Source organism: Streptomyces sp. NPDC001828 (assembly GCF_042892175.1).
Taxonomy (GTDB): domain Bacteria; phylum Actinomycetota; class Actinomycetes; order Streptomycetales; family Streptomycetaceae; genus Streptomyces.
This window is the reverse complement of sequence record NZ_JBIATV010000012.1, coordinates 282,159-305,704: the sequence shown is the minus strand read 5'-3', so window position 1 is coordinate 305,704 and position 23,546 is coordinate 282,159. Positions and strand designations below refer to the sequence as shown.

The 23,546-nt window shown below is 72.9% G+C and carries 21 protein-coding genes and 1 pseudogene; 16 read left to right on the top strand and 6 right to left on the bottom strand.

Annotation, left to right across the window (positions count from 1 at the left end; translation table 11 throughout):
• From ACFYZA_RS30170 to trpC, 6 genes are read left to right on the top strand one after another with little or no spacing between them, the layout of a single operon-like run.
• Nucleotides 1-3,207 carry an amino acid adenylation domain-containing protein gene (locus ACFYZA_RS30170; RefSeq protein WP_388493775.1) on the top strand — a complete coding sequence of 1,069 codons (3,207 nt, stop codon included), beginning with the start codon at nt 1-3 and terminating at the stop codon, nt 3,205-3,207.
• Nucleotides 3,201-4,022, top strand: a complete 822-nt coding sequence (locus ACFYZA_RS30165) for an ABC transporter permease (RefSeq protein WP_382595343.1) — start codon at nt 3,201-3,203, stop codon at nt 4,020-4,022. Before ACFYZA_RS30170 ends, ACFYZA_RS30165 begins: the two co-directional genes overlap by 7 nt.
• A gap of 59 nt (nt 4,023-4,081) precedes the next feature.
• On the top strand, nt 4,082-5,311 hold the full coding sequence (locus ACFYZA_RS30160) for a cytochrome P450 (RefSeq protein ID WP_382595346.1): 1,230 nt from the start codon (nt 4,082-4,084) through the stop codon (nt 5,309-5,311).
• A gap of 33 nt (nt 5,312-5,344) precedes the next feature.
• Nucleotides 5,345-5,563 carry an MbtH family protein gene (locus ACFYZA_RS30155; RefSeq protein WP_382595350.1) on the top strand — a complete coding sequence of 73 codons (219 nt, stop codon included), beginning with the start codon at nt 5,345-5,347 and terminating at the stop codon, nt 5,561-5,563.
• A 24-nt stretch (nt 5,564-5,587) separates the two neighbouring features.
• Nucleotides 5,588-6,523, top strand: coding sequence for an ATP-binding cassette domain-containing protein (locus ACFYZA_RS30150; protein WP_382595513.1), 936 nt, complete (start codon nt 5,588-5,590; stop codon nt 6,521-6,523).
• Nucleotides 6,520-7,323, top strand: a complete 804-nt coding sequence (gene trpC / locus ACFYZA_RS30145; RefSeq protein ID WP_388493773.1) for an indole-3-glycerol phosphate synthase TrpC — start codon at nt 6,520-6,522, stop codon at nt 7,321-7,323. The genes ACFYZA_RS30150 and trpC overlap by 4 nt, the downstream gene beginning before the upstream one ends.
• 6 nt (nt 7,324-7,329) lie before the next feature.
• On the opposite strand, the gene trpD is transcribed toward trpC, so the two are convergent.
• Nucleotides 7,330-8,433, bottom strand: a complete 1,104-nt coding sequence (gene trpD / locus ACFYZA_RS30140) for an anthranilate phosphoribosyltransferase (protein ID WP_388493771.1) — start codon at nt 8,431-8,433, stop codon at nt 7,330-7,332.
• Nucleotides 8,434-8,511: 78 nt separating this feature from the next.
• Between trpD and ACFYZA_RS30135 the strand changes: the two genes are divergently transcribed.
• Complete coding sequence (locus ACFYZA_RS30135; protein ID WP_388493770.1) at nt 8,512-9,930, top strand: PLP-dependent aminotransferase family protein; 1,419 nt, start codon at nt 8,512-8,514, stop codon at nt 9,928-9,930.
• 20 nt (nt 9,931-9,950) lie between these two features.
• On the opposite strand, the gene ACFYZA_RS30130 is transcribed toward ACFYZA_RS30135, so the two are convergent.
• Nucleotides 9,951-10,553 carry an anthranilate synthase component II gene (locus ACFYZA_RS30130; protein ID WP_382595516.1) on the bottom strand — a complete coding sequence of 201 codons (603 nt, stop codon included), beginning with the start codon at nt 10,551-10,553 and terminating at the stop codon, nt 9,951-9,953.
• A gap of 41 nt (nt 10,554-10,594) precedes the next feature.
• A complete protein-coding gene (locus tag ACFYZA_RS30125; protein ID WP_388493768.1) occupies nt 10,595-12,106 on the bottom strand; it encodes an anthranilate synthase component I family protein in 1,512 nt (503 codons plus the stop codon).
• 286 nt (nt 12,107-12,392) lie between these two features.
• On the opposite strand from ACFYZA_RS30125, the gene ACFYZA_RS30120 reads away from it, so the two are divergent.
• On the top strand, nt 12,393-13,769 hold the full coding sequence (locus tag ACFYZA_RS30120) for a class II 3-deoxy-7-phosphoheptulonate synthase (RefSeq protein ID WP_388493793.1): 1,377 nt from the start codon (nt 12,393-12,395) through the stop codon (nt 13,767-13,769).
• Here ACFYZA_RS30120 and ACFYZA_RS30115 read toward each other — a convergent pair.
• Together ACFYZA_RS30115 and ACFYZA_RS30110 are read right to left on the bottom strand one after the other, a co-directional pair.
• Nucleotides 13,741-14,468: pseudogene (locus ACFYZA_RS30115) on the bottom strand (thioesterase II family protein). The gene ACFYZA_RS30120 and the pseudogene ACFYZA_RS30115 sit on opposite strands and share 29 nt — an antisense overlap.
• 157 nt (nt 14,469-14,625) lie before the next feature.
• Nucleotides 14,626-14,811, bottom strand: a complete 186-nt coding sequence (locus ACFYZA_RS30110; RefSeq protein ID WP_382595368.1) for a hypothetical protein — start codon at nt 14,809-14,811, stop codon at nt 14,626-14,628.
• 189 nt (nt 14,812-15,000) lie between these two features.
• Here ACFYZA_RS30110 and ACFYZA_RS30105 point away from each other — a divergent pair, with 189 nt between their 5' ends.
• The 7 genes from ACFYZA_RS30105 to ACFYZA_RS30075 all read left to right on the top strand — a co-directional run bounded on the left by ACFYZA_RS30105 (nt 15,001) and on the right by ACFYZA_RS30075 (nt 22,182).
• Entirely contained in the window at nt 15,001-15,855 is an 855-nt protein-coding gene (locus ACFYZA_RS30105) for a carbon-nitrogen hydrolase family protein (protein ID WP_388493766.1), read from the top strand.
• A 236-nt stretch (nt 15,856-16,091) separates the two neighbouring features.
• Nucleotides 16,092-17,213, top strand: a complete 1,122-nt coding sequence (locus tag ACFYZA_RS30100) for a DUF4190 domain-containing protein (protein ID WP_388493764.1) — start codon at nt 16,092-16,094, stop codon at nt 17,211-17,213.
• A 156-nt stretch (nt 17,214-17,369) separates the two neighbouring features.
• On the top strand, nt 17,370-18,122 hold the full coding sequence (locus tag ACFYZA_RS30095) for a GntR family transcriptional regulator (protein WP_382595377.1): 753 nt from the start codon (nt 17,370-17,372) through the stop codon (nt 18,120-18,122).
• A gap of 198 nt (nt 18,123-18,320) precedes the next feature.
• Nucleotides 18,321-18,503 (top strand): hypothetical protein, encoded by a 183-nt coding sequence (locus ACFYZA_RS30090; RefSeq protein WP_100574889.1) that lies wholly within the window; start codon nt 18,321-18,323, stop codon nt 18,501-18,503.
• A gap of 75 nt (nt 18,504-18,578) precedes the next feature.
• Nucleotides 18,579-18,980: a (deoxy)nucleoside triphosphate pyrophosphohydrolase gene (locus ACFYZA_RS30085; protein ID WP_388493763.1), complete on the top strand. Its 402-nt coding sequence runs from the start codon at nt 18,579-18,581 to the stop codon at nt 18,978-18,980.
• 93 nt (nt 18,981-19,073) lie between these two features.
• A complete protein-coding gene (locus ACFYZA_RS30080; RefSeq protein ID WP_382595385.1) occupies nt 19,074-19,478 on the top strand; it encodes an ATP-binding protein in 405 nt (134 codons plus the stop codon).
• A gap of 166 nt (nt 19,479-19,644) precedes the next feature.
• Nucleotides 19,645-22,182: a SpoIIE family protein phosphatase gene (locus tag ACFYZA_RS30075; protein WP_382595388.1), complete on the top strand. Its 2,538-nt coding sequence runs from the start codon at nt 19,645-19,647 to the stop codon at nt 22,180-22,182.
• A 5-nt stretch (nt 22,183-22,187) separates the two neighbouring features.
• Here ACFYZA_RS30075 and ACFYZA_RS30070 read toward each other — a convergent pair whose 3' ends face one another.
• Entirely contained in the window at nt 22,188-22,343 is a 156-nt protein-coding gene (locus ACFYZA_RS30070; protein WP_382595391.1) for a hypothetical protein, read from the bottom strand.
• Between the two features lie 118 nt (nt 22,344-22,461).
• On the opposite strand from ACFYZA_RS30070, the gene ACFYZA_RS30065 reads away from it, so the two are divergent.
• Nucleotides 22,462-23,523: a glycosyl hydrolase family 18 protein gene (locus ACFYZA_RS30065; protein ID WP_388493760.1), complete on the top strand. Its 1,062-nt coding sequence runs from the start codon at nt 22,462-22,464 to the stop codon at nt 23,521-23,523.
• Nucleotides 23,524-23,546 lie beyond the last annotated feature (23 nt).

Below are 23,546 nucleotides of genomic sequence, written 5' to 3'. Positions count from 1 at the left end.
GTGGATGTTCCGATCGGTTCGCCGGTGGCGGGTCGGTTGGATGCTTCGCTGGATGAGTTGGTGGGGTGCTTCACCAATACGTTGGTGTTGCGTACCGATGTGTCGGGTGATCCGTCGTTCCGGGGTCTGGTGGGTCGGGCGCGGGAGACGGCTCTTGCGGCGTACGCGCATCAGGATGTGCCGTTCGAGCGGTTGGTGGAGGTCGTCGATCCGGAGCGGTCGATGGGACGCAATCCGCTGTTCCAGGTGATGCTGATCCTCCAGAACAACGAACGCCCCGAGCTGCGGATGGCCGGCCTGCGCGCCGTGCCGGAGCACATCCCCGCCGACGCGGCCAAGCTCGACCTGACCTTCAACGTCCTGGAGGAGGACGGCGCGGACGGCGGCCTCGAAGGCTTCGTCGAGTACAGCGCCGACGTCTTCGACGAATCCACCGTGGACTCGATGGCGCGGCGACTCGTGCGTCTGCTCGAACAGGTCGCGGAACAGCCGGAGTTGACGGTCGGCGCGATCGAGGTGCTCGACGAGGGCGAGCGTCACCGGGCCCTCGTCGAGTGGAACGACACCGCGCGGCCGCTGCCCGCGAGCACGCTCCCGCAGGAGTTCCAGGGCCAGGCGGCGCGGACGCCGGACGCGGTGGCGGTGGTAGCGGGCGGTACGGAGCTGTCGTACCGGGAGGTGAACGAGCGGGCCAACCGGCTGGCGCGCGAGCTGGTCGCACGCGGGGCGGGACCCGAGCGTCTGGTGGCGCTCGCCCTGCCGCGCACCGAGGCGATGGTGGTGGCGCTGCTCGCGGTCCTGAAGTCGGGGGCCGCCTACCTGCCCGTCGACCCCGCCCACCCCGGCGAGCGCATCGCGCTGATCCTGGGCGACGCGCACCCCGCGCTCCTGGTGACCGACACGGCCACCGGCGAGACCCTGCCCGACACGGGCGTGCCACGGCTCGTCCTGGACGACCCCGCGACCGGCACGGCACTGGCCGTGCGCAGCGGGGCCGACCTCGGCGACGGCGACCGGGCCGCGCCGCTGCTGCCCGGCCACCCCGCGTACGTGCTCTACACCTCGGGCTCCACGGGACGGCCCAAGGGCGTCATGATCGAGCACCGCAATCTGCTCAACTTCCTGCTCTCGATGTGCGAGCGCTTCCCGATGGGCTCCGCCGACCGGCTGCTCGCCGTCACCACCTGGTCCTTCGACATCGCGGGCCTGGAGCTCTACGTCCCGCTGCTCTCCGGGGCCGCGGTCGTCGTCGGCCAGGACGGGGTGGTCCTGGACCCGGCCGCCCTGACCGCGCTCATCGAGGGCGCCGGAGTCACCGTCATGCAGGCCACCCCCGCCCTGTGGCAGGAGCTGGCGCTGCGCGACCCGGAGGCCGTGCGGGGGCTGCGCGTCCTCGTCGGCGGCGAGGCGGTCCCGCAGTCCCTCGCCGAGACCCTGACGCGGCACGCCGCACAGGTCACCAACCTCTACGGTCCGACCGAGACGACCATCTGGTCGACCGCCGCCGAACTCGCCCCGGGCGAGGCCGTCACGCTCGGCCGCCCGGTGTGGAACACGGGAGTGCTCGTCCTCGACGAGGGGCTGCGCCCGGTGCCCGCCGGGGTCGCGGGCGAGCTGTACATCACGGGCGCGGGGCTGGCCCGGGGCTATGTGCGCCGGCCGGACCTGACCGCGGCGCGGTTCGTGGCCTGCCCGTTCGGGCCCGCCGGGGCCCGCATGTACCGGACCGGCGACGTGGTGCGCCAAACCCCGGACGGGCGGCTGGTGTTCGTGGGCCGCGCCGACGAACAGGTCAAGGTGCGCGGCTTCCGGGTGGAGCCGGGTGAGGTCGAGACCGTGCTCCTCGCCCACCCCTCGGTCGGCCGGGCCGTGGTCGTCGCACGCTCGGACGGCGGCCGTGGTGGCGTCCTCGTGGCGTACGTGGTCGCCGCCGGTCCCGAGGGGGTGGACGCCGGGGTGCTGCGGGAGTTCGTGGCCCGCTCGCTGCCGGAGTACATGGTGCCGCTCGTCGTGGAGCTCGACGCGCTGCCGCTGTCGCCCAGCGGAAAGGTCGACCGGCGGGCGCTGCCCGCCCCCGACTTCGCGGCCACCGTGTCCTCGCGGGAACCCAGGGACCCGGTCGAGGAGGCGCTGTGCGCCCTGTTCGCACAGGTCCTCGGGCTCGACCGGGTCGGCGTGGACGACAGCTTCTTCGACCTCGGCGGCCACTCCCTGCTCGCGGTCCGCCTGGTCAGCCGGGCGCAGACGGCCGGGCTGCGGTTCAGCGTCGCCGATGTGGTCCTGCACCGCACGGTGGCCGAACTCGCCGTCCGCACCGAGAAGGCGGGCCAGGGCACGGACGGCCTGCTCGACCCCTTCGCGCCCGTCCTGCCGATCCGGCCCGGCGGCGACGCCCCGCCGCTCTTCCTCGTCCACAGCGGACTCGGCTTCAGCCTCCCCTACGTCGGGCTCGCCGGACACCTCGACCGGCGCCACCCGCTCTACGGCCTCCAGTCCACGGCCGTCGGCGGCGCCAGTCCCATGCCGACCGGCATCGCGGCCGTGGCCGCCGAGTACATCGGGCACATCAGGCGGCTGCGGCCGCACGGCCCGTACCGGCTGCTCGGCTGGTCCTACGGAGGCGTGCTCGCCCACGAGATCGCCGTACAGCTCCAACAGGCGGGCGAGGAGGTCGACTTCCTCGCCAACCTCGACGGCTACCCGGGCCGGACCGCACGGGACGAAGGCGAACGGGACGACCGCGAGCTGCTGCTGCGCGCCCTCGAAGCGCTCGGCCACAGCCGCGCCGAGTTCGACGGGCGGCCCGTCACCCCGGCCGAACTCCTGGACGCGCTGCGCCGGACCGACCACCCGCTCGCCGAACTCGGCGAGGAAGGGGTGCCCCGGCTGCTCCGGCTGGCCCGGACGCACGGCGAACTGATGGAGCGGTTCACTCCCGGACGCTTCACCGGCGACATGCACCTGCTGCTCGCCACCCGGGAGTACGCGCCCGACGAGGCCGACGGGCTGACCGGCCGATGGAAGGCCCATGTGGACGGCGAGCTGCGGATCCACCGCATCGACTGCGGCCACGAATACCTGATGCACCCCGGCCCGCAGGCCGTCGTCGGACGCGTCGTCGACGCCGCGCTCGACCGGCTCCCGGGCACCCCCGCACGGCCGTCGGCCGACGACAACGCACCCGAGGAGGGCGAGCGGACATGGTGACGCTGGTTCAGATACGCAGGCCCGCGCCACCGCTCGCGCTGGCCGTGGAGTCGCTCGCCGTGGCGGGCCGCAGGCTGCGCCGGCTGCGCAGGGCACCCGGACGCCTGATCGGGATCATCATGAACCCGCTGGTGTCGATGGTCGTGCTCGGCTACCTCTTCCAGGGCTCCCTCTCGGTCACCGGAGGCGGCGGCTACCAGGAGTACATCTTCGCCGGGGTCGCGGCCCAGGCCGGTCTGGCCGGCATCGGGCCGACCGCGGTGGCCGTCGCCGAGGACCTGCGCGGCGGACTCGTCGCCCGGTTCCGCTCCCTGCCGATAGCGCGCCCCGCGGTCCTCATCGGGCACACCCTCGGGGACCTGGCCGTCGGACTGATCGGCCTGGCCGTGGTCACCGTGCTCGGCGTGCTCTTCGGCTGGCGGCCCGACAACGGCCCGCTCGCCGTCCTCGCCGGGTTCGGCCTGCTCGCCCTGTTCATGTACGCCATGCTCTGGGTCGGTGTGCTGCTCGGCCTGTTCTCCCGCAACCTGGAGACGATCAACGTGGTGGCGGGCCTGGTGACCGTGCTGTTCTCGTTCCTCTCCAACGCCTTCCAGTCCGTGGACCGGCTGCCGGCGGGGCTGCGCGCGGTGGCCGAGTGGAACCCGGTCAGCGCGGTGGTCACCCAGACCCGCAGGCTCTGGGGCAACCCCACGGCCACCGGCGGGAGCTTCCCCACCGAACACGCCACCCTCGCCCTCGCGGTGTCCCTCGGCGTCGTCTTCGTCCTCACCGTGCTCCTGAGCCTGCGGCGCTACCGCACCGCGGCCCACTGAGCTCATTCGCCAACTCGCCCTCAGTACACGGCACTTGACCGCATCCAAGGGGAGACGTCATGGCACAGGCCATGTCCACCGCAACAGACCTGGACCGGATCGACCTCACCGACCCGGCGACCTTCGCCGGAACCGACCTGCGGGCCATGTGGGCCCGGTTCCGCGCCGAGCGGCCCGTACACCTGCACCCCGCGACCGGGGCGGCGCCGCCGTTCTGGGTGCTCTCGCGGCACGCCGACGTGCTCGCCGTGTACCGCGACAACAAGCGGTTCACCTCCGAGCGCGGCAACGTCCTGGCCACCCTGCTCCAGGGCCAGGACTCGGCGTCCGGCAAGATGCTCGCCGTCACCGACGGGCCGCGCCACCGCGACATCCGCAACCTGATGCTCAAGTCCTTCTCGCCCCGGGTCCTCGCGCCCGTCGTCGAGGGGGTGAAGCGGCGCACCGACGCCCTGCTCGACGAGGCCCTGGAGCGCGGCTCCTTCGACTTCGTCACCGACCTCGCCGACCACATCCCGATCAACACCATCGGCGACCTCATGGGCATCCCGGCCGAGGACCGCGAACAGCTGGTCCACTGGAACACCCAGACGCTGTCGCGGACCAGCTCCGAGCACGGCGCCGAGGAGGAGTGGCTGGCCCGCAACGAGATCCTGCTGTACTTCTCCGCGCTCGCCGCCGAACGCCGCCGCCACCCCGGCGACGACGTGCTCAGCGCCCTGGCCACCGGCCTCGTCGACGGCCGGCCGCTGAGCGAGGACGAGATCGTCTTCAACTGCTACAGCCTGATCCTCGGCGGCGACGAGTCCAGCCGCATGTCGTCGGTCGGCGCCGTGCTCGCCCTCGCCGAGCACCCCGGACAGTGGGCGGCCCTGCGCGCCGGCGCCGACCTGGACACCGCCACCGAGGAGGTGCTGCGCTGGACCACCCCGGCGATGCACTTCGGCCGGCGCGCCCTGACCGACGTGGAGCTCGGCGGCCGCACCATCGCCGCCGGTGACGTGGTCACCCTGTGGAACAGCGCCGCCAACTTCGACGAGGACGTCTTCGTCGACCCCGAGCGCTTCGACCTGGCCCGCACCCCCAACAAGCACGTCGCCTTCGGGCACGGGCCGCACTTCTGCCTGGGCGCGTTCCTGGGGCGTACGCACGTCTCGGCGATGCTCGCCGCGCTGCGCGACAAGGCCGGGGACATCGAGATCCTCGGCACCCCCAAGACCCTCTACTCCAACTTCGTGTACGGATACACGAGCCTGCCGGTCCGGCTCGGCCGGGCCGTCCGCGGCTGACGGCCGGGACCACGAGAGAACGGAAGCGATGACATGGCGAACCCCTTCGACGACCAGGACGGTTCCTTCCGGGTGCTGGTGAACGACGAGGCGCAGTACAGCCTGTGGCCCGCGTTCGCGGCCACGCCGCCCGGCTGGACGGTGGTGCTGGAAGAGAGCCCGCACGACACCGCCCTCGCCTATGTGGAACAGCACTGGACGGACATGCGCCCGCGCAGCCTGCGGGAGCCGGCCCAAGACCCGGCGCGCTGAGGGAACGGGGCGGCTGACGTGGAGATGGCCATCCGGGCGGAGGGCATCCGCAAGAAGTACCGGGGCGTCGAGGCGCTCTCCGGAATCGACCTGAGCGTCCGGGCGGGCACGGTGCTCGGCCTGCTCGGACCCAACGGCGCGGGCAAGACGACCACCGTGCAGGTGCTCACCACGCTCGTGCCGCCGGACGGCGGCCACGCCGAGGTGGCCGGCTTCGACGTGGTGCGCAGGCCCGCCGAGGTGCGCCGGCGGATCGGCCTGGCCGGCCAGTACGCGGCCGTGGACGAGGTGCTCACCGGGCACGAGAACCTGGTGCTGCTCGGGAAGCTGCTGCACCTGGGCGGCCGGGCCGCGCGACGGCGGGCCGACGAACTCCTGGAGCGCTTCGACCTGGCGGCCGCGGCACACCGCCCCACCCACACCTACTCCGGCGGCATGCGCCGACGGCTCGACCTCGCCAGCTGTCTGATCACCTCGCCGCCCGTCCTGTTCCTCGACGAGCCGACCACAGGCCTCGACCCGGTGAGCCGGATCGCCCTGTGGGGCCTGGTCAGGGAGCTGGTGGACGGCGGCGTGACGCTGCTCCTGACCACCCAGTACCTGGAGGAGGCCGACGTCCTGGCCGACCAGATCGTGGTCGTGGACTCCGGCCGGGTCATCGCGGACGGCACCCCCGACGAACTGAAGCGCAAAGTGGGCGGAGAGCGCCTGGAGCTGACGGTTCCCTCGCCCTCCGACGTCGGCGCGGTGCTCGCCGCGCTCGGCTCGGCACTGACCACGGCGCCGACGGTGGACACGGAGAAGGGCCGGGTGTCCATCCTGCTCGACGACGGGCTCGGCGACGTCGCGGACGTGGCGGTCGCGCTGCGCAAGGCGGGCATCGCCGTCTCCGACTTCGCCCTGCGCCGCCCGACCCTGGACGACGTCTTCGCCCAGCTGACCGGGAGCCCGGCCGCATGAACACCCTGGACGAGCTGGTCGAGGGAGCCCGCGCGGACCTCGTCGTACGCCAACGGAGGTTCCCGAAAGCCGAGTTGAGACGTCTCGCCGAGGCGCGGGGGCCCGCGCGGGACTGCGCGGCGCTGCTGCGCGGCGACGACGGCGTACGGGTCGTCGCCGAGGTGAAGCGGGCGAGCCCCTCCAAGGGCGCGCTCGCCCCCATCGCCGACCCGGCCGCGCTCGCCGCCGCCTACGAGGCGGGAGGCGCCGTCGCGGTCAGCGTGCTCACCGAGGGGCGCCGCTTCGGCGGCTCGCTCGCCGACCTGGAAGCGGTGGCCGAGCGCGTCCAACTCCCTTTGCTGCGCAAGGACTTCGTCGTCGACCCGTACCAGGTGTGGGAGGCGCGGGCGTACGGCGCCGAGCTCGTACTGCTCGTCGTGGCGGCCCTCGACCAGCCCACGCTGAGCGATCTGCACGCCCTGGCCGTCGGGATCGGACTGACCCCGCTGGTCGAGGCGCACGACGAGGCCGAGGTGGAGCGGGCGCTGCGGGCCGGGGCCCGTGTCGTCGGGGTCAACGCCCGCGACCTGCGCACCCTCGACGTCGACCGCACCACCTTCGCGCGCCTCGCCCCTGCGGTTCCCGAGGGTGTGGTGCGCGTCGCCGAGTCCGGTGTGCGCGGCCCTGCCGACGTGATCGCGTATGCCTCCCACGGGGCGGATGCCGTGCTGGTCGGCGAGGCGCTGGTGACCGGCGGGAGTCCGGGCGCCGCCGTCGCCGCCCTGGTGGCGGCGGGCCGGCGCGCGCCCGCCGCCGGCTGACCGCCCTCAGCCGTGGGCCGCGTACTTGGCGGTCACCGCCGTCCAGCGCTCCAGGAGCGCGGTCGCGGCCCCCGAGTCGATCGCGGCGGCGGCCCGTGTCAGGCCCTCGGCGAGGCGCTCGGTGACGGGCCGCCCGCTCGGGCGCAGGGCCGCGAGGCCCGCTGCGGCCGAGAGCAGGACGGCGTCCCTGACCGGACCGCGCGTCCCCGCGAAGGTCTCCCGGGCCACCCGCGCGTTGTGCGCCCGGTCCCCGCCGCGCAGGGCGTCGGGGGAGGCGGGGGCGATGCCGAGGTCACGCGGGTCGAACGACTCGGTCCGGACCTCGCGGCCGTGGACCGACCAGATGGTGGAGGTAGTGGTGACCGTCAGCTCGTCCATCCCGTCGTCGCCCCGGAAGACCAGCGCCGACACCCCGCGCCGGGCGAGCACCTCGGCGAGCAGCGGCCCGAGCCGCTCGTCCGCGACGCCGATGGCCTGTGCGGTGGGGTCGGCCGGGTTGGCGATCGGGCCCAGCGCGTTGAAGACGGTCCGCACCCCGATCTCCCGGCGGGGCGCGGCCGCGTGCCGCATCGCCGGGTGGAAGACCGAGGCGAAGCAGAAGGTGATGCCCGTCTCCTCGGCGACCGTGGCGACCACCTCGGGCTCCAGGTTCAACGCCACGCCCAGCTCTTCGAGCACATCGGCGGAGCCGCAGGCCGAGGACGCCGAGCGGTTGCCGTGCTTGACCACCCGGGCGCCCGCGGCGGCCGCCACGACCGCCGACATGGTGGACACGTTCACACTGTTCGAGCCGTCGCCGCCGGTGCCGACGATGTCGAGCGTGGGCCCGGACACCCGCAGCGGCACGGCGTGCCGGCGCATGGATCCCACCAGGCCCTCGATCTCGCCCGCGGTCTCGCCCTTGGCACGCAGGGCCACCACGAACGCGGCGAGCGAGGCCGCCCCGACGTTTCCCGACATCACCCGGTCCATGGCCCAGGCGCATTCCTCGGTGCTCAAGTCCTTTCGATCAAGAAGGGAGTTGAGCAATTCCGGCCAGGTACGACCCTGCGGCTCTGCAGTCACGGGGAATCTCCTCGAACGGCGCCAACGGAAGTGTGTGCGATCCATTCTGGGAGGCGCGCAAAGCGCCCTCCAGACCACTGTCCGGCGAGATATGCGGTCCAATTCGTAAAGGGGGAGGGTCCGGTGGCCCTGCACATGGCGGTGGAGGTGGTCAGGGACTCCTCGAATTCCCTGACCTCGCAGATCCAGGATTTCATCAAGCGGGAGATAGCCCAGGGAATTCTGCATCCCGGAACGCGGCTGCCCTCCAGCCGGCGGCTCGCCGACGATCTCGACGTCTCGCGCAGCGTGGTCGTGGAGGCGTACGGCCAGCTCGTCGCCGAGGGGTACCTGGAGGCGGTCCAGGGCGCCGGGACCCGCGTCGTGCGCCACCTCGGCGCCGAGCAGGCCGTGGTGCCCGCGCTGCTCGACGAGCCACGGGACGACGGCCCGCACCTCGGGGCGCCGCCCGCGCCGGTCCGCTGGGACCTGCGGCCCAGCGGCGGCAACATCCCGGCCTTTCCCCGCCGCGAGTGGCTCGGCTGCTACCAGCGGGTGCTCTACCGAGCGGACCCGGCCGACCACGACTACCCCTCGCTCGCGGGCGAGGCGGACCTGAGGCTCGAACTCGCCCGGTACCTCGGCCGGTTGAGGGGCGTGCGCACCGCGCCCGACCGCCTGATGGTGGTGGCGGGCTTCGCCCAGACGCTCGGTCTGATGTGTGCCGTACTGCCCCGGCTCGGCATCGGCGCGCTCGCCATCGAGGACCCGGGCCACCCCGGCCAGCGCCAGTTCGTGCGCGAGAGCGGGCTGCGGGCGGTGCCGGTGCCGGTCGACGCCGAGGGCATCGACGTCGAGGCGCTCGCCGCGTCCGGTGCGCGTGCCGTCCTGGTCACCCCCGCCCACCAGTTCCCGACCGGCGTGACGCTCTCCGCGCGCCGCCGCGAGGCGCTGGCCCGCTGGGCCCGCGCGGTGGACGGCTGGATCGTCGAGGACGACTACGACGGGGGCCTGTGGTACGAACGCGGCGCCCGGCCGCTCGCGTTGCAGCGCACCGACCCCGAGCGCGTCGTCTACGCGGGCACCGCCAGCAAGTCGCTGGCCCCCGGGCTCCGCCTCGGCTGGCTCGCGGCACCCGCGCCCGTGCTCGACCTGCTCATGCGGGCCCGCGCCCGGCAGGACCTCGGCACCGAGACGCTCACCCAGCTCGCCTTCGCCGAACTGCTGCGCACCGGCCTCTTCGACCGGCATCTGCGCCGCCTCAACTCCCTTGCCCGCAGCCGCCGCGAGGCCCTGGAGGAGGCCGTGCGCAAGCATCTGCCCGGGGCCGCGGTGCTCGGCCGGGGCGCCGGGCTGCACGCCTATCTGCGACTGCCCCGGGGCACCGACGAGGCGGCCCTGGTGGCGCGGGCGCTGCGCCGCTCGGTGCTGCTGCGCGGCGCCGCCGCCTTCCACGCGGGGCCCGGCCGCAGCGCCCCGGCCCTGGTGGTCGGCCACGCCCACCTGCCGCGTTCCGGGGTGGCCGAGGCCGTCCGCGAGCTGGCCGCCGCCGCCCGGCCCTGAGCCAGGAGCGCCGGGCGGGGTCAGGTCCGTACGAGACCGGAATCCGATCGCCAACGCTCAGCCAGGCCAAGGAAGTTGTCCAGCATGGTGAGGCCGCCGGTGGTGGTGATGGACTCCGGGTGGAACTGCACGCCCTCGACCGGCAGGGTGCGGTGGCGCAGGCCCATCAGATAGCCGTGGTCGACGGCGACGGCCGTGGAGACCAGCTCGCCGGGCAGCGGCTCCGCCACGATCAGCGAGTGGTAGCGGGTCACCTCCAGGGTGTGGCCGAGCCCCTCGAAGAGGCCGGCCCCGTCGTGCCGGACCGTGCTGGTCCGCCCGTGCATGACCTGCTCCGCGACCTCGATCCGGCCGCCGTGGGCGAGCGCGATCGCCTGGTGGCCCAGGCACACCCCGAGCAGCGGCACCCGCCCCGCGAACCGGTGCACGAGCTCCACGTGCCCGGACCGCGCGGGATGGCCGGGCCCGGGCCCCAGCACCACCGCGTCGGGCTCGCGGGCGGCCAGCTCGTCGGGCGAGAGCGTCAGGGACCGCACGACCTCCGTCCGCGCCCCGAGGGTGCGCAGGTACTGGTCGATGATGTGCACGAAACTGTCGTACGCGTCGATCAGCAGCACCTTCATGCCGGCCCCGTCCTCCGCTCCTCCACGTGCTCCGGCTTCCCTCATGACGACAGCTCCTCACCGGTCAGCGCCCAGTAGGCGGCGCCCATCTTCGCCAGGGTCTCGCGCCACTCCGACTCGGGCTCCGACTGCGCCACCATGCCCGCCGAGCTCTGCGTGGAGTAGGTCTCGCCGTCGTACTCGACGGTGCGGATGGTCAGCGCCAGCTCGCTCCAGCCGCGCACGTCGACCAGGCCCACCGCGCCCGCGTAACTGCCGCGCCGCTCCTGCTCCAGGGCGTCGATGATCTCCATGGCACGCACCTTGGGGGCGCCCGTCATGGTGCCGGCCGGGAACGTGGCGCGCAGCGCCCGCCAGGTGTCGACGTCCGGCTCCAGACGGCCGGTGACCGTCGAGACGAGGTGGAAGACGTGCGAGTACGTCTCCACCGCCATCAGCCGGTCCACCGGCTGGGTGCTGGGCCGCGTCACCCGCCCGATGTCGTTGCGGCACAGGTCGACCAGCATGATGTGCTCGGCCTGCTCCTTGGTGCTCTCGCGCATCTCCTTGACGCGGCGCTGGTTCTCCTCGGCGTCCGGGCCGCGCCGCGCGGTGCCCGCGATGGGCCGCATCGTGATCTCGTCGCCCTCGATCCGGTAGAACAGCTCGGGGCTGGCCCCGATGAGGGTGCGTCCGGCGCGCGGCATCAGATACATGTACGGCGACGGGTTGCGGCCGCGCAGCCTCCGGTAGACGTCGACGGGCGTCAACTCGGTCCGCACGTCGATGCGGTGGCCGATCTGGATCTGGTAGATGTCACCGACCCGGATGTGTTCAAGGCACCGCTCGGCCCAGCCGAGGAAGGTCTCGCGGCTCACGCTGTCGCGCACCGAGAGCGGCGCGGGCGCCTCCGGCACGGCGACGACCGCGCCCTCGTGCCCCGCACCCCAGGCGAACCCCGCGGCCAAGGAGGCGTCCGCGCGCCGCGGCCGGTCGGTGAACTCCGGGCTCTCCGCCGCCAGTTGGCGCACCCCGCCGTCGACCAGGTCGTACCAGACGGTGTCCCGGAAGAGCGTGAGCGTGATGTCGGGGCCTTCGGCCGCCTTGGTGCGCCGGGGCAGCGTCTCCATGTGCCAGGCCGACTCGTACGCGAACGTCGTCAGGAAGCCGAAGGCGTACGCCGTCGCCGGGACCTCCGTCGTGACGTCGAACAGGGCCTGCGCACCGGAGAGCAGCTCCCACATCTGTCCGGCCGAGCCGAAGCCGAGGCGGTGCGTCCCGTCCGCCACCGTGTGGTCCGTCATCCCGGCCGCCCCGGCCCGCCCGGCCAGCGCCTCGGCGATCCGCGCGGCCCCGTCGATCTCCAGATACCCGTCGTGCACCCGGATCTCGGCGAGCCGGCCGAAGCCGACGACGGCCCAGCGCCGGTCCTGGTCGGCGCCGTCCACGCTTTCGAAGAGGAATACGTCATCGGCGTCGAGGCTTTCGCGCAGCCGGACGTACAAATCGAGAGGGTCGTGGTGCGGCAGCGCCGTATCGGTGACCCGCACACCGATGGTGCTGAATCCCGGCATGGTGAACTCCTCTTGTCTGGGGTGGTGTTGGGTCTTTCTGTCGATGCGGACCACTGGGCCGGGATCAGCAAATCAGCGGTCCCGTCATCGGTGCCAGACCAATCGGCCGCGCCCGATACGGACCACTGGGGATTCGCTTGACCGGGCGGCCCGATTGGGCTGACCTGTTATCGGCCCGGCCCGGTACGGGCCGGCCCAGCTCGCTTTCCGTATTCGCCCCGCCGCTCTCCCTCCCTGTCCGCCCGTACCGGAGGCAGTAATGAGAAACAGCATCTGGGACACCGAAATGAACCCTTCCGCCGATACCGCCGCCACCTCCTGGCGCACCCGGCCGGCAGCCCAGCAGCCGGCCTGGCCCGACCCCGCCGAACTGCGGTCCGTGACGGGCGCGTTGGAGCACGCGCCGCCACTGGTCTTCGCCGCCGAATGCGATCTGCTGCGTCGGCGGATGGCCGCGGTGGCCCGGGGCGAGGCGGTGCTGCTGCAAGGGGGCGACTGCGCCGAGACGTTCGCGGGCACCACGACCGACGGCATCCACGGCAAGCTCAGGACCCTGTTGCAGATGGCCGTCGTGCTGACCCACGCCACCGCCCTCCCGGTCGTCAAGATCGGCCGGATGGCCGGGCAGTACGCCAAACCGCGCTCCCAGGACCAGGAGGTCCGGGACGGCGTGAGCCTGCCGTCCTACCGGGGCGACGCGGTCAACGGCCTGGAGTTCACCGCCGCCTCCCGCCGCCCCGATCCCGCGCGGCTGCGCACGATGTACGAGGCCTCGACCACCACCCTCAACCTGGTGCGCGCCCTGACCACCGGCGGCTTCGCCGACCTCAACCAAGTGCACGCCTGGAACCGGGGGTTCGTGGCCGACTCGCACGTCGGGGAGCAGTACGAGGAGCTGGCCGACGAGATCGACCGCAGCCTCGCCTTCATGAGGGCGTGCGGAGTGGACACCCGGGAGCTGGGCACCGCCGAGTTCTTCGTCGGCCACGAGGGGCTGCTCCTGGACTACGAGGCCGCGCTGACCCGCACCGAGGCGGAGTCGGGCCGCTCGTACGCCACCAGCGCCCATCTGCTGTGGATCGGCGAGCGGACCCGGGACCTGGACGGGGCGCACATCGAGTACTTCTCGCGCATCGCCAACCCCATCGCGGTCAAGCTCGGCCCGACCGCGGGCCCCGACACCGTCCTCGGGCTGCTGAACCGCCTCGACCCGGAGCGCGAGCCGGGGCGGCTCACGTTCGTGGTGCGGGCCGGCGCCGAACGCATCCGCGACGTACTGCCCACCCTGGTGGAGAAGGTGCACGCGGAGGGGGCCCAGGTCTGCTGGGTCAGCGACCCGATGCACGGCAACACCATCACCGCCGCGAGCGGGCACAAGACCCGCCGCTTCGACGCGATCCTGGACGAGGTGCGCGGCTTCGTGGAGGTGCACGACGCGCTGGGCAGCCACCCGGGCGGCATCCATGTGGAGCTCACCGGCGACGACGTCACCGAGTGCGTGGGCGGCGGCAACGCGGTGCTCGCCGAGGAGCTGCACCACCGCTACGAGACGGCGTGCGACCCCCGGCTCAACCACACCCAGTCCCTGGACCTGGCGTTCCGCCTCGCCCGGATGTACCGCGAGCGCGGCCGGGTCAACTCCCGGTCGCGGAGCCCCCGATGAGGTGGAAGGGCGGGTTCTGGGCCAGATAGAAGTGGTCGCCCGGCAGGGTGCGCACCGCGAACGGACCCCGGGTCGACTCCCGCCAGGCGGACGCCTGCCGGCGGGTCACCCGGGGGTCGTCCGCGCCGACAAGGGCGGTCACGGCGCACTCCAACGGGCCGTACGGGGACGGCGCGTACGAGGAGAGCATCCTGAAGTCGGCCCCGATGTAGGGCAGTACGAACTCCACGAAGGCGGGGTTGTCCAGGAGTTCGGCGTCGGTGCCGCCGAGCTCCATGAGCGTGGCGGCGACGGACGTGTCGTCCCACCGCGCGTCCGGATCGGGCCGCATCAGATGCGGGGCCCGGGCGCCGGAGGCGAAGAGGTGGTCGAGCGCGACGCCTTCGTGTGCCAGGGCGGCGGCCGTCTCGTAGGCGACGATCGCGCCATGCTGTGGCCGAAGAACACGGTGGGCCGGCCGTCCCCGGCCATCGACCGGGCCGCCTCGCGGGCGATGTCCCGGGCCATCGGCACCAGTTGACCGGCGGGCGGCTCCGCCATCCGCTCGGCCCGGCCCGGGTAGCACACGGCGTACACCTCGAACCCGTCGAGCGCCCTGCCCCACTGCTGGAAGAAGTACGGCGACCCCCCGGCGTGCGGGAAGCAGACCACCCGCCGTGCCGCGAGCGGCCTCGGTGCGACGCGCTGTATCCAGACCATGTGGCCCCCAAGACCCGTGACTCCGCATAGGCGGTGCCCATGATGGGCCCGGGACCTGACGAGGGCCTGACGGGCGGCCCGTACCGCTGTCGAGGGCGCGCGAAAACGGCGCACCCGGTGCCGCGGGTGCGCCGCTTCCGTCTGGGAGCGCGTCGCGTCAGGCGTCGTAGTCCTGGTCGAAGCGGTCCTGAGCCTCCTGCTGGGCCTGCTGGGTCTCGCCCCGGCCCTTGTCCTGGGCCTGGCGCATACGCTCCGACGCCTCGTCCTGCTGGTCGCCCATGGCGTCCTTGGCCTTGTTCTGAAGGTCGCGCGCCTTGTCCTGGAACTGGTCCTTGATGCCCATCTGGCTTCACTCCTACGGGGGTGTGAGGGGCGGGAAGCCGGGGCGATTCCCACGGCTCCTCCGGGCCTCGACCAGCGTGGCACGGAGGGACACACGCCGCATTTCAAGCGATTACGGACGGTGCCGACGCCCCGGCCAAAGGGGCCCTGACCAGGGAACTTCCGGGACCCGCCGATAGGATCGAGGCCCGTGAACACCACCACCTTCCCCCTCCCCGACGCCCCTCTGCGCATCGCCGCCGCGCAGACGCGGTCCGTCCCGGGAGACGTCGAGGCCAACGCGGCCGCCGCCGCGCGTCTGGTACGGGCCGCCGCCGACGCCGGGGCGGCCGTCGTCGTCTTCCCCGAGAAGTTCCTCAGCGGCTACGAGCCCGGCCTGATCCGCGCGGATCCCGAGCGCTGCGCCGTGAGCCCGGACGACCCCCGGCTCGCCCCCGTCGCCGAGGCCTGCCGGGCGAGCGGGGTCACCGCGCTGGTCGGAGCGGCGGTGCGCGACGGCGGCGAGCTGTACGTGTCCGCGCTGGCCGTCGGCGGAACGGGCGTCGTCGGACGCTACGACAAGCAGACCCTGTTCAAGAGCGAGCGCGCGCTCTACCGCCACGGCAGCGCCGGCGCCACCCTCCAAGTCGGCTCCTGGCGGCTCGGGTTGGGGATCTGCTACGACTCCGGCTTCCCCGAGCACGCCCGCGCGGCGGCCCTCGACGGCTGCCACGCGTACGTCGTGGGCGCCCTGTTCGGCGAGGGCGGCGGCCACCACGAGTCGCGGATCTGGTTCCCGGCACGGGCCTTCGACAACACGGTGTACGCGGTACTCGCCAACCACGTCGGGGTGACCGGCGGTTGGCGCGCCTGCGGGGCCAGCGCGATCTGGGGGCCGGACGGCCGCGTGGTCGCCGAGGGGGGCCCCGCCGACGAGGAACTCGTCCTGGCCGACCTCCTGCCCGAGCGCCTGCGCGCGGCCCGCGAGGCGGAGCCGATGCTGAGGGACCTCCACGACACGGGGGCCGGGCCGCGCACCCTCGTGCGGGCGGCGCCGGGCGGGTAGCGGGCCCGCGTACGATGCGCATTCGCGCAACAGTTCGCAGCAGTTCGACGAGGAGCACCGTACCCGTGGAGATACCGCCGCCGCCCGCGCCCGGGCAGCCTCAGCAGCCGCGACCGGGGCAGGGGTACGGCTGGCCGGCACCTCATCAGGTGCCCGGGGGGCAGCCCGGTCCGAACCAGGTGCCCGGGCCGTATCCGGGGCAGCCGATGAACGGCGGCCCCTGGTACCCGTATCCGGTGGCGCCGCAGCGACCGCCGGTGAGCGGGCTCGCCGTGGGCTCGCTGGTCGCCGGGATCCTGTGCTGTGTGCCCCCGCTCGGTCTGGTCCTGGGCGCGTTCGCGCTCCGGCAGATCAAGAGGAAGGGCCTGCGCGGCAAGGGCATGGCGGTCGCCGGTGGCGTGCTCTCGGCCATCGGCACGATCCTGCTGGTGCTCTCGATCGTGACGGGCGGACTCAGCGGCGGCTGGCGGGACTTCAAGGACGGCTGGAACAGCTCCGTCAGCTCGCGCGACACCCTCGACCTGCACAAGGGCGACTGCTTCGACGTGCCGGGCGGCAAGCTGGAGCGGGAGGTCGTCTCGGTGAGGATCGTGCCGTGCTCCGGCAAGCACGACGCCGAGGTGTCCGGCTCGTTCCGGCTCGCCGGCACCTCCTACCCGGGTGAGAGCGCCATTTCGAGTCAGGCCGACAAGCGGTGCTGGGACGTCGAGCAGGCGTACGCGATGGACCGGTGGAAGGTGCCGGCCGAGGCCGGGCCCTACTACTACACGCCGAGCCCGAAGAGCTGGGGCCTCGGCGACCACACCGTCACGTGTGCGTTCGCCTCGGAGGGCGGCAAGCTCCAGGGGTCGCTCCGCAACGACGCCACCACGCTCGACGCCGACCAGCTCGCGTTCCTGGACGCGGTCAACAGCGTCGACCGCGTGATGGCCGAGGCCCCCGACGAGGACCGGGTCGAGGACGACCTGCCCGCGTTCCAGAAATGGGCGGCGAAGGTGTCCGGGACCATGGGGGCGGACGCCGACCTGCTGACCGCGCACAGCTGGCCGTCCCGGCTCTCGCCTTCCGTGCGGCCGTACATCGACGGGATGAGGACGGCGGAGCAGGAGTGGCTGAAGGCGGCGTCCTCGCTGGACGCCGACTCCTTCTACCTCCACTCCGGGGCTGCGGACAAGGCGATGAAGCAGTCGACCGAGATCACCGCACGCGGCGCGCTCGGCCTCGCGACCACCCCGCCCTCCACCGACGACGGCCCGGGCGGCGGGACGGGCGGAACCGGCGGGAGCGGGGGCGGTGGTGGCTCCGGCGGGTCCGGGGGCTCCGGCAGTTCCGGAAGCGACGGTTCCAAAAGCGTCTGAGAGGGTCCCGGGAAGGGCAGAAGCTACCCGCTGTACCGCGGGTACGCCCTGGGTAAAGGCGCTTAATCACTTCGAGTGAATGTTTGGCCTTTGCTTGCGGTCGCCAACCCACGGTTGCCACGCTGTTGCAGTCTGTCAACCTGATGGGAGTGGCCCGTGACATTCGGTGAGCAGCCGGCCTATCTGCGTGTAGCCAGCGATCTGAGGCAGAAGATCGTGAGTGGTTCGCTGCCGCCGCACACCCGCCTCCCCTCGCAGGCCAGGATCCGTGAGGAGTACGGGGTTTCGGACACGGTGGCCCTGGAGGCCCGCAAAGTACTGATGGCGGAGGGCCTGGTCGAGGGCCGTTCCGGCTCCGGCACCTATGTGCGCGAGCGCCCGGTGCCGCGCCGCGTCGCCCGCTCCGGCTACCGGCCCACGAAGGGCGCGAGCCCCTTCCGCCAGGAGCAGGCCGAGGAGGCCGCGCGCGGGACCTGGGAGTCGCGCAGCGAGCAGGAGGAGGCGACCCCCGAGATCGCCAAGCGCCTCGGCATCGACGCCGGCGACCGCGTGATGCGCACGCGGTACGTGTTCCGTGACGCGGGCGAGCAGATGATGCTGTCCACCTCCTGGGAGCCGCTGTCGGTCACCGGCCGCAGCCCGGTGATGCTGCCCGAGGAGGGGCCGCTCGGCGGCTGCGGGGTGGTCGAGCGGATGGCCGCGATCGACATCGTGGTGGACAACGTGGTCGAGGAGGTGGGTGCGCGCCCGGGGCTCGCGGAGGAGCTCCTGGCGCTCGGCGGGGTCCCCGGCCATGCCGTCCTCGTCATCGAACGCACCTATTACGCCTCGGGCCTCGCCGTCGAGACGGCCGACGTGGTGGTCCCGGCCGACCGCTATCGGATCGCGTACCACCTGCCCGTGAAGTAACACCTCCGGACCGGAGGGCCAAGGGGGCGCACCCACGGGGTGCGCCCCCTTTCGCATGTGGGGCCGATGACCGAATTCGTATCTCTTTGTGTAAACACGTATCCGCTGAGTAAAGGTCAGGCGTAGGCTCGGGCATATGCGGATTGCGGTTTCCTGCGGATGCTTACTGACCTGCACGCCGATGCCGGGAGGGATGCGATGAACGACAGTGGTGCTGTGCTCACCTGGCTGGTGATACGTCAGGACGACAACGGCAACCAGTACCGCGTCGGCAAGTACGCCACGCAGGCCGAGGCGCAGCGCATCGCGGACAGCCTCGACGACCGCGGCCACAAGCAGCTCTACTGGGTCGAGCGGATCGGCGCCCCCGCCCAGCAGTAGCCCGCCCGCCCCCCGGCGGTGGCCCGGGCGGGGACGATGCGGGCCGCGCGGCGCCCGCGCGTTACGCTCCGGCGCATGGACGAGACCGTGGTGGTGGCCGGAGCCGTGTACGACCGCGGGCGCCTGCTCGCCGCCCGCCGCAGCGCCCCGCCCGAGCTGGCCGGCCGCTGGGAACTGCCCGGCGGCAAAGTGGAGCCGGGCGAGAGCCCCGAGCAGGCCCTCGTGCGCGAACTCCGCGAGGAACTCGGCATCGAGACCGAGCCGCTGGAGCGGATCGCGGGGGAGTGGCCCCTCAAGCCCGGCCTCGTGCTGCACGCCTGGACCGCGAGACTGCTCGACGGCGAGGCCCGCCCGCTCCAGGACCACGACGAACTGCGCTGGCTCGCCCCCGAGGAGGCCGACGCCGTCGACTGGCTCCCGCAGGACCGCCCGGCGGTCGCCGAAGCCATGCGCATCCTGGGATTGTTGGGCCGTTAGTGCCGCCATCCGCCCCAGTTGGGGATAGGACGTACCAAATACCGGGTATGTGCCTATTAATCGTTTTCAAACCCCCCGAACCATCGGATGCGGGTGATCGGCGTGATCGACACCTCGGGCGAGTGTGCCGAGTGGACCTTCCCTGCTGAACCGGGGGCCGTACGGACCGCCAGGCACGCCGTCCGGGACGCCCTGCGCGGCTGGGAGCTCGACCACGGGACCGTCGACGTGGCGGTACTCCTGGTCAGCGAGCTGGTCACCAACTCCCTGCGGTACGCGGACGGGCCCATCGGGGTCCGGCTCGACCGGCTCGACGACGCCACCCTGTTGGTGGAGGTGTCCGATCCCCTTCCGGATCCGCCCGTCGAACGCACCGCCGGAATCGACGACGAAGGGGGCCGGGGCATGCAGCTCGTGGCCTGTTCCGCCCGGCGCTGGGGGACCCGTCGTGGCAGAACGGGCAAGACCGTGTGGTTCGAGCTGGCTCTGCATGGTTAGAAGGAGGGAGGGACGGACGATCACAAGCCCCTGACGGGACCGGTCGACAACGGCTGGAAAAGAACGAGACCGGGATGTGATCGTGAACGCCGTGTCGGCTGGGGCCGTAGTGCTGAATACTGCGGTCAAGGCCGGTCCGGTGCGGTGAGCTGGAGGGGACGGTCGCGTGAGCGAGATACCTGAGACGGCTGGCGATGTCGTGTGGCAGAGCAGTCCGCCTGGCTCGATCTATGACTACATCCGCGTCGCCTCGTTCTCGATCGGGCCGGACGGACTGATCGAGCAGTGGAGCCTGCGGGCCGAGGAGCAGTTCGGCCTGGCCGGGGCCGACGTGATCGGGCGCGACCCAGTCGAGGCGTTCATGCCTCCCGAGCTGCGTCCGCGCGGCCACCGCCGGGTCACCGAGATCCTGGACGGCAAGGAGTGGACGGGCGTCGTCCCGTTCCGCATGCCGTCGCCCGACGGCGGCGAACGGGCCGAGGGCCTGGCCGAGCTGTACGTCATGCCGAGCCGTACGGCCGCCGACGAACGCGCGGCCCTCTGTATCGTCGTGGACGTACGCGCTCTGCGCGGCATCGAGACCGACCTCGCCGCATCGCAGGCCATTTTTGGTCAATCTCCCTATGGCTTCCTGCTGTTCGGCACGGATCTCACGGTGCTGCGGGCCAACCGGAGGTTCGCCACCGTCTTCGGCGGCGACCCCGACGAGCACCGCGGCCACACCGTGCACGACTACCTCAGCCGCCCCGAGGCCGACCGGATGGCGGCGGCGCTGCGACGGGTCCTGGAAACCGGGGAGTCCGTCACCGACCTCCAGATAGTCGGCTCGGCGCCCGGCGGCTCCGACCGCCGGCACTGGGCGATCAACCTCTACCGCGTCCACAGCGGCACCGGCCGGCCGATCGGCGTCGCCGGGCTCGGCATCGATGTGACCCGCCGCCACAACGCCGCCCGCGAGGCCGCCGACGCCCGCCGCAACCTCGCCCTCCTGAACGAGGCGGGCGCCCGCATGGGCAACTCCCTCGACCTGGAGACCACCGCCCGCGAACTCCTCGACATCACCGTCCCCGGCTTCTGCGACCTGGCCTCCGTCGACCTCTACCAGGCGCTGCTGGCCGGCGACGACCCCGCCGCCGGGTCCTCCGACGGCCGCGGCGAACTGCGCCGGGTCGCCTTCGCCAGTGCCGTCTCCGACGGGCCGCTGGCCGGCGGCGAGGGGGAGGTGGGCGTGGGCGACGTCCACCGCTACCGGTTCCACTCCCCGTACGCGAGCGCCCTGCGCACCGCGCGCGTGCACACCGTGCGCGGCGCCGACGGCGGGCTCGTGCACACCATCCTCGCCGTGCCGATGGTGGCCCACGACACCGTCGTCGGGCTCGTGCAGTTCGCCCGCGCCAAGGGCAGCGAGCCGTTCGGCGAGCGCGACCGGGCGCTGGCCACCGAGCTCGCCTCGCGCGCCGCGGTCTGCATCGACAACGCCCGCCTCTACCGCAGGGAGCACGAGCGCGCGCTGATCCTCCAGCGCTCCCTGCTGCCGCCCGGCGACCCGGAGGCCGCCGGGCTCGACATCGCCTGCCGCTATCTGCCCGGCAGCGCCGAGTCCGAGGTCGGCGGCGACTGGTTCGACGTCATAGAACTGCCGGGACACCGCACCGCGCTGGTCATCGGCGACGTGATGGGACGCGGTCTGCGCGCCGCCGTCGCCATGGGTGAACTGCGCACCGCCGTGCGGACGTTGGCGCTGCTCGACCTGGAGCCCGCCGAAGTCCTCTCGCACCTCGACGAGATCGCCCGGGGCCTCGGTGCCCCCGGCGGCAGCCAGCAGGCCTCCCGCGTCTCCCACAAGTCCCGCGACGCCGACCTCGGCGAGGTCTACCTCGCGACCTGTGTGTACGCGGTCTACGACCCGGTCACCCGCCGCTGTACGTTCGCCAACGCCGGGCACCTGCCGCCCGTCCTGGTGGAGCCGGGCGACGACCCGGGAGAGCCCGCGATGCTGCTCGACGTGCCGCCGGGGCTGCCGCTCGGCGTCGGCGGCGAGCCCTTCGAGGAGGTCGAGGTCGATCTGCCCGAGGGCGCGCTGCTCGCCCTCTACACCGACGGCCTCGTCGAGTCCCGCGACCACCCCCTGGACGAGGGCCTCAACGCCTTCCGCAAGACCCTCACCGACCCGGACCGGCCCCTTGAGGACGTCTGCGACCAGGTGCTCGGCTCGCTCGACACCCGGCACGGCGAGGACGACATCGCGCTGCTCCTCGCCCGCATCCAGGGTCTGCCCACGGACGCGGTCGGCGACTGGCGGCTGCCGCGCGAACCCCGCTCGGTGGGCCGGGCCCGTGAACTCGCCCGCACCCAGCTGCTCGCCTGGGACCTCGGCGGCCTCGTCGACACGACCGAGCTCCTGGTCAGCGAGCTCGTCACCAACGCGCTGCGCTACGGGGACGGCGAGATACGGCTCCGCCTGCTGCGCGACCGCACGCTGGTCTGCGAGGTGTGGGACGCGGGCCTGGTCCAGCCCCGGCGCCGCCGCGCCCGCGACACGGACGAGGGCGGCCGCGGCCTCCAGCTCGTGGGCCTGCTCAGTGCCGCCTGGGGCGCCCGCCGCACCCCGCGCGGCAAGACGGTCTGGTTCGAACTGGCCCTGCCGGACGGGGAGTCGGCTCCGCCGGAGCTGACGGAGGAGCAGCTCCTGAGCATGTTCTGACCGGGCTAGCCGTGCCGGTGCGGCCGGGCCGTCCCGGCCGGGGTGGTGCGGGTGTGGGCGCGCCGCCTGCGTTTGAGGGCCGCGTACGCGGCCGATGCGCCCGCCACCACGACCACGGCCACCGGCAGCACCAGGTCGATGGTCGAAGCGGGCTGCGTCATGGTGCGAGCGTAGGCTCGAATCAGGCCACCGGCGACCGGAAAGCGCCGCTGTATCCCGCACCCGTATCCCGTCCCGCCGGGGCGGAGCCCCGTGCGGGGCACGGCTAGGCTGGGGAGCTTGGCACCGCAGGGGGAGGGGCACGGAGTGGGCGGGATACGTACGTGGTGGCGCGGACGCGGGGGGCGCTGGACGCGCCGCGCCCTGCTGGCCGCCACGCTCACCGTCGTCGTGCTGGTCGCGGCCGCCGGAACGGCGCTGCGCGCCCAGTACGCGGGCGTCCCCGGCGAGGACACCAGGAGCCGGGGCCACGACGCGTACTGGCTGGGCCATGCCTGGGTCGACGGCCGCAAGAGCGACAAGGACCTCGACGCCTTCGCGGCCAAGGTGCGCGGCAGCGGGATCAAGGACCTCTTCGTGCACACCGGACCGCTCGACCACGACGGCACGCTGCCCGCCGCTCGCTATCCCGGGGCCGGCCGGCTGGTCGCGGGCGTGCACCGCAGGCTGCCGAACGTACGCGTACAGGCGTGGCTGGGCGACGAGTTGGCGAGCGAGGGGCCCGTCGGGCTGCGGCTCGACGACGACGCCACCCGCGCGGCGGTCGTCACCAGCGCCCGGCAGGTGCTCGACCGGGCCCGCTTCGACGGCGTCCACTTCGACCTGGAACCGCTGCCCTCGGGCGACCGGGACTACCTCGCCCTGCTCGACTCGCTGCACGCCCTCACCCGGCCGCGCGGCGCCCTGCTGTCCGTGGCCGCGCACCAGATAGACCCGCTGCCCGCGCTGCACACGGCCGCCGACGGCCTCACCGGGCACGGCAAGTGGTGGTCGCAGGCCTACTTCGGCCAAGTGGCCCGCCGCGTCGACCAGATCGCCGTGATGTCGTACGACACGGCCATGCCCGTGCAGAGCCTGTACGGCGGCTATGTCGCCCGGCAGACCGCCCTCGCCCTCCAAGTCACGCCGAAGCGGACCGACTTGCTCATGGGCCTTCCGTTCTACGACGACGAGAGCATGACCCATCACGGCTCCGCCGAGACCGTGGAGGCGGCCGTGCGAGGAGCCCGCCTCGGTCTCGCCCGCACCGACCGCCACCGGCAGAACTTCGGCGTCGCCCTGTACGTCGACTTCGCGGAGCGCGCGGACGACTGGGCGGCCTACCGCAGGGGCTGGAGCTGACGCAACGTCAGAGATCGTTGTGG